Annotated in this window: 5 protein-coding genes; 3 read left to right on the forward strand and 2 right to left on the reverse strand. The window is 40.1% G+C overall.

The annotated features are described in order from the left end of the window. Position 1 precedes the first annotated feature (1 nt). Complete coding sequence (locus tag LH47_RS09295) at positions 2–1,366, reverse strand: RsmF rRNA methyltransferase first C-terminal domain-containing protein (protein ID WP_043966782.1); 1,365 nt, start codon at positions 1,364–1,366, stop codon at positions 2–4. A gap of 1 nt (position 1,367) precedes the next feature. Further along, entirely contained in the window at positions 1,368–1,949 is a 582-nt protein-coding gene (plsY, locus tag LH47_RS09300) for a glycerol-3-phosphate 1-O-acyltransferase PlsY (RefSeq protein ID WP_043966784.1), read from the reverse strand. Between the two features lie 135 nt (positions 1,950–2,084). On the opposite strand from plsY, the gene LH47_RS09305 reads away from it, so the two are divergent. The 3 genes from LH47_RS09305 to parC all read left to right on the forward strand — a co-directional run bounded on the left by LH47_RS09305 (position 2,085) and on the right by parC (position 6,980). After that, entirely contained in the window at positions 2,085–2,489 is a 405-nt protein-coding gene (locus LH47_RS09305; RefSeq protein WP_043966786.1) for a CoA-binding protein, read from the forward strand. A 122-nt stretch (positions 2,490–2,611) separates the two neighbouring features. Next, positions 2,612–4,585 (forward strand): DNA topoisomerase IV subunit B, encoded by a 1,974-nt coding sequence (gene parE, locus LH47_RS09310; RefSeq protein ID WP_043966788.1) that lies wholly within the window; start codon positions 2,612–2,614, stop codon positions 4,583–4,585. A gap of 4 nt (positions 4,586–4,589) precedes the next feature. Next, on the forward strand, positions 4,590–6,980 hold the full coding sequence (gene parC / locus LH47_RS09315) for a DNA topoisomerase IV subunit A (protein ID WP_043966790.1): 2,391 nt from the start codon (positions 4,590–4,592) through the stop codon (positions 6,978–6,980). Positions 6,981–7,279 lie beyond the last annotated feature (299 nt).

A 7,279-nucleotide genomic window follows, 5' to 3' on the forward strand; every position in this document is an offset into this window, starting at 1 on the left:
CCTATTTTATCCGTAATCCTTTCGGGTAAAAGTTTTTTACCACTCCTTTTACTTCTTTTCCCCAACCGAGTGGATAACCGTCAATAGTGATTAATATCCATCCTCGATCGCCATTTGTTTGTAATGTTTCTCCTTTCATATATCGGATACTTTCTTCAAACATGAGCGGAAGGTGTGCTTGTACTTGTTGTTTTGTTAGTGCCATAGCTAAAGCGTGGTTTGGTTCAAAGCGATTTTTTTTCCATTCTCCTATATGGAGACCAGGGCGAACGACTTTTAAGCCGTCTAAACGTGGGCATAAATAAGGGAGAGCAAATATATGCGTCCCAAATGCGTAAAGCGTCCCATCTATTGTCTTTTGGATTATATTGTTTATAAACATTTCATAATCGCGCTGCATTGCTTTAGATACGTTAGAAGTGGCTACTTTTCCATTCCATCGTTTTGCTTCTCCTCGTTTGCGCATTTTTGCAACGAAATGCCCTTCTCCTTGGAGATGATGAGGCCAAAGCCTTGCCGTATGTGCGATTTGTTCATTATGTGTGTTCGTCCAATGTGTCACACCTGGTTGAATCCCGTGTTCTTTTTCGATTGGAACGAGTTCCATGTCGTTGTAAGTCGCTAAAAACCAGTCGATGATTTGCTCATTTTCTTCAGGGGAGAATGTGCACGTCGAATAAACGAGTGTGCCCCCTTCGTTTAACATTTTATAAGCACAAGATAAAATATGTTTTTGTGTTTGTGCACATTTTTGGACATGATCTAAACTCCAAAATTGAATCGCTTCTTCGTCTTTTCGAAACATTCCTTCTCCGGAACATGGGGCATCAACTAAAATTTTATCGAAAAATCCTTCAAATGTTTCCGATAGTTTTTCAGGTGTTTCATTTGTAACAACAGCATTTGTAATTCCAAGTCGCTCAATATTTTCAGATAAAGCTTTGACACGCTTTGGATGAATTTCGTTTGCCAATAAAAATCCTTCATTGTTCATCATGGCTGCTAGTTGTGTTGTTTTCCCGCCGGGTGCTGCACATAAGTCAAGCACTCGCTCTCCTGAAGATGGGGCAAGCACCTCAGCGACAAACATTGCGCTTGGTTCTTGAATGTAATACAATCCGGCAGCATGATACGGATGTTTGCCAGGTTGGGCATTGCGGTAATAAAATCCTGTAGAACAAAAAGGAATTGGCTCAAGTTCCCATGGACTGATGTTTAAAAATGTCGACGGTGAAACTTTTAGTGTATTCACCCGCAAACCGTGAACTTTTTCTTCATTGTACGTCGCAAAAAAACGCTCCGCTTCATCTTGAAGCAAAGCATTCATTTTTGTTATAAATTGTTCTGGTAAATGACACATAGTCATGCTATAACCACTTCACTTTCGGTTCTGTTTTGTTTAAAATGCGTTTTATGTTTGCTCGGTGGCGATAAAACACAAAAAGTGTCAATAACGTGACGACAATGCGCAATGGGATATCGTCTGTCCATATGAATGCATAAGCGGTGGCATACACGCCCGTTAACATAGATGAAAGCGAAACGTATTTTGATATATACAAGATGAGAAAAAAGACAGCTAACATCGTCATAAAAAGGACGGGTGAATAAAATAGCAACACTCCACCAGAGGTCGCAACCGCTTTTCCACCGCGAAATTGTGCAAACACCGGATATGTATGACCAAACACAGCAAACATCCCTATAATGAGCGGGTGAATATCTACATGAAACAATACAGGTAGGCTTGCAGCTAACGTTCCTTTTAGAATGTCGGCAATTGTCACAATTAGTCCTGCTTTTACACCGAGCACGCGAAATGTGTTTGTTCCGCCCAAATTACCGCTCCCATGTTCACGTATGTCAATTCCGTACCCAATTTTTCCGACAAGTAACGCGAACGGAATCGAACCAAGTAAATAACCGATGATCATAAGCAAAATGGACATTATAAGCCCCCTCTACTTCGTTCATATTTCCTCTATAAAGGTCATGTTCTTATTGTAACATGCTTTTTTAAAAAATGAAGGCAGGATTATTTTTTTGTATGAAGAAATACTAGGTTATCATAGGAGGTAGATGACATGAATCCAAGTCGCGAACAAATCAAACAAATTTTGAATAAGGCAAAACGAATTGCTGTCGTAGGATTGTCAGATCGTCCGGAACGTACATCGTACATGGTCGCAAAAGCGATGAAAGAAGCAGGATATGAAATCATTCCAGTTAACCCCCTTATTAAAGAATGGGAGGGTATTTCGGCTGTTGCTACGTTAACGGATATTGAAGGACATGTCGATATTGTGAATGTGTTTCGTCGCTCTGAACATTTACGCGAAATTGCTGAGCAATTTGTACAAATAGATGCGGACGTGTTTTGGGCGCAATTAGGTGTATATGATGAAGAGGTGTACCGTGATTTAACTGAAAAAGGTTATACCGTTGTGATGGATCGCTGCATCAAAGTAGAACATGCGCTCACACGTTAAAAACGACCATTCTTTTTGTAATGGTCGTTCTTTTTCTTCATGACGTTGGACGTTTTTCGAATGTATGTTAAAATAGAGAAAGTCAAAAAAATAGAAACAAATGTTCTTGTTGTGAAAGGGGAATGATTGTGACAGATAAACAACTTCTTACATATAACGAAGATACAATTCAAGTATTAGAAGGATTAGAGGCTGTTCGTAAGCGACCAGGCATGTATATCGGGAGTACAGACAGCCGTGGTTTGCATCATCTCGTATATGAAATTGTAGATAATGCCGTTGACGAGGCGCTTGCTGGATATGGAAAGCGCATTGTTGTGACGATACATAATGATCAAAGCATTAGCGTTCAAGATGAAGGACGTGGGATGCCTACAGGTATGCATAAATTAGGAAAGCCTACTCCAGAGGTTATTTTAACTGTATTACATGCAGGCGGGAAATTTGGTCAAGGTGGATATAAAACGAGCGGTGGTTTGCATGGGGTTGGTGCCTCTGTTGTTAATGCTCTATCAGAATGGCTAGAAGTGACGATTCAACGTGATGGGTTCATATATTACCAACGGTTTGAACATGGTGGAAAGCCTGTCAGTACACTTGAAAAAATTGGAGAAACAAAGCGGACAGGAACAAAAATTCGCTTTAAACCAGACCCAACGATTTTTAGTACAACAACGTTCCATTATGAAACGATTAGCGAACGTTTGCGAGAATCTGCATTTTTATTAAAAGGATTAAAAATTGAATTACACGATGAACGGTCGGGATTAAGTGATGCATTTTATTACGAAAATGGAATTGAAGCGTTTGTACAATACTTAAATGAAGAAAAAGATGTATTGCATCCGGTTGTATTTTTTAGCGGCGAACAAAGCGATATTGAAGTGGAGTTTGCCTTTCAGTTTCATGATGGATATGCAGAACATATGCTTTCGTTTGTGAACCACGTGCGAACGAAAGATGGAGGAACACATGAAATCGGAGCTAAAACGGCAATGACTCGCGTATTTAATGAATATGCACGAAAAGTAGGTTTATTGAAAGAACGAGATAAAAACTTAGAAGGCACAGACATTCGTGAAGGATTATCTGCGATCATATCTGTGCGCATTCCAGAAGCACTGTTGCAATTTGAAGGACAAACGAAAGGAAAACTAGGAACACCTGAGGCGCGTTCGGCGGTTGAAGCGGTCGTTAGCGAGAAGCTAACGTACTTTTTAAATGAAAACCCAGATATCGCCACATTGTTAATTAAAAAAGCCATTCGGGCGTTTCAAGCGCGTGAAGCGGCGCGAAAAGCTCGGGAAGAAGCACGTTCTGGAAAAAAGAGAAAAGGAAAAGAACATGTATTAAGCGGAAAGTTAACACCTGCTCAAACACGAAATCCACAAAAAAATGAATTGTATTTAGTCGAAGGAGACTCGGCGGGTGGCTCAGCTAAACAAGGACGTGATCGCCGTTTTCAAGCTGTATTGCCTCTTCGTGGAAAAGTAATTAACACAGAAAAGGCGAAACTAGCTGATATTTTTAAAAATGAAGAAATTAACACAATTATTCATGCCATTGGCGGCGGTGTGGGGGCTGATTTTTCGCTCGATGATATTCACTATGATAAAGTCATTATTATGACTGACGCAGATACAGACGGGGCACATATTCAAGTGTTGTTGTTAACTTTCTTTTACCGTTACATGCGACCGCTCATCGAAGCTGGTAAAGTGTTTATTGCCCTTCCACCACTTTATAAAGTAAGTAAAAAGGTTGGTAAAAGAGAAGTTGTTGAATACGCATGGACAGATGAACAACTGCAATCCATTTTAAAAAAGATCGGTAAAGGATATACGATTCAACGCTACAAAGGGCTTGGTGAAATGAATGCTGATCAATTATGGGAAACGACGATGAATCCAGAAACGCGCACACTTATTCGTGTTCGTATTGATGATGCAGCACGTGCAGAACGTCGTGTAACAACATTGATGGGCGATAAAGTAGAACCGAGGAGAAAATGGATTGAGTCTAATGTGCAATTCGGTTTAGAGGACGATATGAATATTTTAGAGAACGATCATGTGATGACAGCTGAGGAGGAATAGGAACATGGAACGTGTATTAGATTTACCGTTTGAAGATGTGCTAGGGGACCGATTTGGTCGGTATAGTAAATATATTATTCAAGAACGTGCCCTACCTGATGCACGCGATGGACTGAAACCAGTGCAGCGTCGCATTTTATATGCAATGTATGTGGACGGAAATACGGCCGATAAACCGTTTCGCAAATCAGCGAAGACTGTCGGAAATGTTATCGGTAATTTTCATCCACATGGTGATTCTTCCGTATATGAAGCGATGGTGCGCATGAGCCAAGAATGGAAAGTAAGAAATGTACTTATTGAAATGCACGGGAATAATGGAAGTATTGATGGAGACCCACCTGCAGCGATGCGTTATACAGAAGCAAGACTGTCTGAGATCGCGTCTGAATTGTTGCGCGACATTGATAAAGAAACGGTAGAATTTGTGCCAAACTTTGATGATACGAGTAAAGAACCTGTTGTATTGCCAGCGATGTTTCCGAATTTACTCGTCAATGGTTCAACAGGCATTTCAGCAGGTTATGCCACAGAAATTCCACCGCATCATCTAGGAGAAGTAATTGATGCAGTGATTATGCGCATTGATCGTCCGACTTGTACAGTTGATGATTTAATGACCGTATTAAAAGGTCCAGATTTCCCAACGGGTGGCATCATCCAAGGAAAAGAAGGCATTAAAACGGCCTACGAAACAGGGAAAGGGAAAGTGATTATTCGCGCTAAAGCAACGATCGAACAAGGGAAAGGCGGCAAACAAGCGATTGTGATTACGGAAATCCCTTACGAAGTCAATAAAGCGAATTTAGTTAAAAAAATTGATGAATTGCGCCTTGAAAAAAAGTTGGACGGAATTGTTGATGTGCGTGATGAAACAGATCGTACAGGTTTACGCATCGTTATCGAAGTGAAAAAAGACGGCAATGCAGAAGGTATTTTAAACTATTTGTATAAAAATACTGATTTGCAAATTACGTACAATTTCAACATGGTTGCCATCCATGAGCGTCGTCCAAAGTTATTAAGCTTGCCGCAATTATTAGATGCGTATATTGAACATCAAAAAGAAGTGGTCACGAATCGTTCCCGTTATGAATTACGAAAAGCAAAAGAACGGGCTCATATTGTTGAAGGGCTAATGAAAGCGATATCGATTTTAGATGAAGTAATCGCAACGATTCGTGCTTCCAAAGATAAAAAAGATGCAAAAGCAAATTTGATGAATCGCTATGAATTTACAGAGCCTCAGGCGGAAGCGATCGTCACATTACAGCTGTATCGTTTAACGAATACAGATATTTATGATTTGCGTGAAGAAGCAAACGCATTGAATCATAAAATCGAAGAATTAACGACCATTTTAGAAAGTGAGAAAAAGCTATTATCTGTGATTAAAGCTGATTTAAGAAAAATGAAAAAAACGTATGCAGATGAGCGAAGAACGACGATTGAAGAAGAAATAAAAGAAATTAAAATTGAAATGAATGTCGTTGTTCCAGAGGAAGATGTCATTGTTACCGTCACAAAAGATGGGTATATTAAGCGAACAAGCCTTCGGTCTTATAGCGCTTCTAACGGACAAGATATCGGCATGAAAGAGGGCGACAGATTGCTCGGTATGTTTGAAATGAATACGACACATACGTTGTTGTTATTTACGAATAAAGGTAATTATCTGTATTGCCCTGTTTATGAACTTCCAGATATTCGTTGGAAAGATATCGGTCAACATATTTCTAATATGATTTTGCTTGATCGTGATGAACAACTTACTAGTGCTATTCCAATTACAGATTTTTCTCACGGATATGTTTTATTTATTACAAAACAAGGGTTTGTGAAAAAAACGAGTCTCGTTCATTATAAAGCGCAACGGTACTCTAAACCGCTTGTAGCGATTCGATTAAAAGATGACGATGAAGTTGTGAACGTGTATCAAACTGACGGAACGGGGGATATATTCCTCGTCACACAATATGCCTATGGCTTATTGTTCCAAGAAGAAGAAATCGGAGAAGTTGGCGTTCGAGCGGCTGGAGTGAAAGGAATCCATCTAAAAGAAGGGGATTGCGTTATTTCCGCTCAACGAGCAACTGAAGAAAACGTTGTTCTTGTGACAAAACGTGGAGCAGTGAAAAAAATAGCACGAACAGAACTCGAGCAATCTACACGTGCAAAACGTGGGCAACTTCTCGTTAAAGAAGTAAAAACAACTCCACATCGATTAGTGAGCTGTCATTTCCTTTCTCACGGATACGTTATTTTAAAGACGGAGAAAGGAATGATGGAAGAGGTTAATGTCGACGAACTGCGATTAAGTGATCGATATGGCAATGTAACATACGTGCTTGATTGTGAAGAAGTTGGTTATGTTACAGATACGTGGGTGAAATAGTCATGTGTGAGTAAAATATTTGTGGGTGACATTCAGGAATGATTCCCCGACGAGGGTTGCGAACTTTTGTTCGCGACGCTCGTCGGGGCCACCAAGCGAAGCGCGGTAGAAAAAAGCAAATGTCATGCAAAAAGGACTCTCTCCCTGCTATGATGGTGATGACCAACATCAATAAAACAGGAGGGAGAGAGTCCATGAAACATTTTACCACAGAATGGCCTTTATTAAAAGAGCTGGAGGAACAATTAGTCAGAACTCTTCAAAAGGTGTTCGCTGTCTTGTTGGCGGCCCTTTTGGAG

This window comes from Anoxybacillus thermarum (assembly GCF_000836725.1).
Lineage (GTDB): Bacteria > Bacillota > Bacilli > Bacillales > Anoxybacillaceae > Anoxybacillus > Anoxybacillus thermarum.

Coding starts and splice junctions, on each gene's coding strand:
- LH47_RS09295 (WP_043966782.1), bottom strand. CDS start 1,366: ATGACTATGTGTCATTTACCAGAACAATTTATAACAAAAATGAATGCT.
- plsY (WP_043966784.1), bottom strand. CDS start 1,949: ATGTCCATTTTGCTTATGATCATCGGTTATTTACTTGGTTCGATTCCG.
- LH47_RS09305 (WP_043966786.1), top strand. CDS start 2,085: ATGAATCCAAGTCGCGAACAAATCAAACAAATTTTGAATAAGGCAAAA.
- parE (WP_043966788.1), top strand. CDS start 2,612: ATGATTGTGACAGATAAACAACTTCTTACATATAACGAAGATACAATT.
- parC (WP_043966790.1), top strand. CDS start 4,590: ATGGAACGTGTATTAGATTTACCGTTTGAAGATGTGCTAGGGGACCGA.